Annotated in this window: 1 protein-coding gene; it reads left to right on the top strand. The window is 48.6% G+C overall.

The window, feature by feature from the left end:
- Positions 1 to 23: 23 nt before the first annotated feature.
- Positions 24 to 1,739, top strand: a 1,716-nt coding sequence (locus KDK19_RS08355) for a PEP-utilizing enzyme (RefSeq protein ID WP_257291723.1), incomplete at its 3' end; no start/stop codon positions are given.

Raw genomic sequence — 1,739 nt, 5'->3', positions numbered from 1 at the left:
CCAGAAAACAAGCGGCAGGCTCTATGCCAGAGGGCGCCATTGTTGTGGCCCAACAAACTGAAGACTGGATGCTTGAGTCTGAGTTCCTCGAGCGGGCAGGAGGCTTTGTCACTGCCACAGGAGGATTCAATGATCATGTGGCAATCCTGCTGAAACAGGAACAAATACCCTTGATGCGGGCCGGTGGCCATTATTCGGCATTGGCCTCTCAGGAGGCTGGCCAACAGGCGACGCTGGCCTGCGCCCGTTTTAACGATGAGCCCGGAGCCTTTATTGTTGCCGGTGACCTTACCGGAAAACTGGCTTGTCACAGAAGCCTGTCCACTGCATTTTCTGATCTACCGTCAACAAAGGTCATCCCATCACGGGATGATTTATCCCCCCCAGAGGGCGCATTCCGCAAGGTCGCCAGCGGTTTTCAATGGCTCACGGATCAAAATGCCCGGCTGTTGGCATTTTTTGCCCCCGGCGGTGGACTGGATTGTCTGGCAAACCCCATAAAACTGAGCATGTCGCCACAACGATCAAAGATATTGGCAGAAACTGAGGAGATCGTACAAAGGTTGATTCATGGGGCTAAAGCACAGCTCAATGGCTACGGGGCATTCTTGCGGCTGGCGGTTAACAGCGATTCACAACAGCTCAAGTCACGGCTGGATGAGTTGCCGCAATTGATGAACCGGTTTGTGACGCTGGAACAGACCATCCAATCCGGGCTAAAGGCTATTACCCTTCCCTCGGATGATGGCAAAGAAGGACAGGTAACGTTTCGTCAGTGGGTGGCCGCCTGCCATCAGCTACAATCCTGTCTTCAGGCACTGAACCCCACTGAGGCTGAGCAGCTGCGGAGTGTCCATGACCTGATTTTTGCTCTGCATCAGCGCTTTGTAAATGCGCTGGCTCCGGTCAGTCTTGCTGCGGGTCAGGGCAGGATATCCAGGGAAGGGTCCATCACCTATCTTGATTGCACGACCCTGGACGAAAATGTGTCGATATTGAGGCCATCCGACAGAGCATTTCTTGAAAAAACACATCGTCCAGCGACTGTCGTCATTATGGATAATGCCTTGATTGTTAATCAGAAGCTTGGAAATCATTTCTGTCTTATCGAGCTACTTGAATACGCAGAAGGAGGGAAAGAACGAACCCTGCGGCTGACATTTGCTGACGAATTTGATAGTCCTGACGGCAGTGATGAGCCCAGCAAGTTAAAACGTATGTGGTTTCTGGTGAAGTTATTAAAAGCAATCGAACTGGATAAAAATGCTGATAGCATGAAGCTGAGTTTTAACGCTGTAGCGGGAGAAATTTTCGTCGAATGCTCCCAAATGAGTTCACGTGGTACTATGCAGGAGGCTTATGAAAAACTGATCATTGTGTTAAATGCTATGTATAATTTGGATCGTTGGCTGAAGGATAAAGTTATTTTTGAAGGAGATCAGTGGAACTTTGACTTGCTTGCACAACGCCTTAACAGAGATATTGCAACAGAAGCTGATAGATTCGCCTTTCGAGATTGCCTTTTTACAATCGCTTATGATTTTTGCACCATTGTTCCTGATTTCTACTCGTTATTAAGAAACCAGCACCAGCAGTTTATTAATCATGTTCAGTGTCTGTCCAAGTGTTTGAGCCGTGAATTGAAGGACGAGCTTCGGGAAATGTTCAAGAGTAATGAGATCGATGCGGACATCCGCAGGCAACTCTTACAACATCTTTTATTCAGATATCCTTCAGGC

Source organism: Endozoicomonas sp. ONNA1, assembly GCF_024606325.1.
GTDB lineage: Bacteria > Pseudomonadota > Gammaproteobacteria > Pseudomonadales > Endozoicomonadaceae > Endozoicomonas_A.
This window is presented reverse-complemented; position numbering and strand designations above follow the sequence as displayed.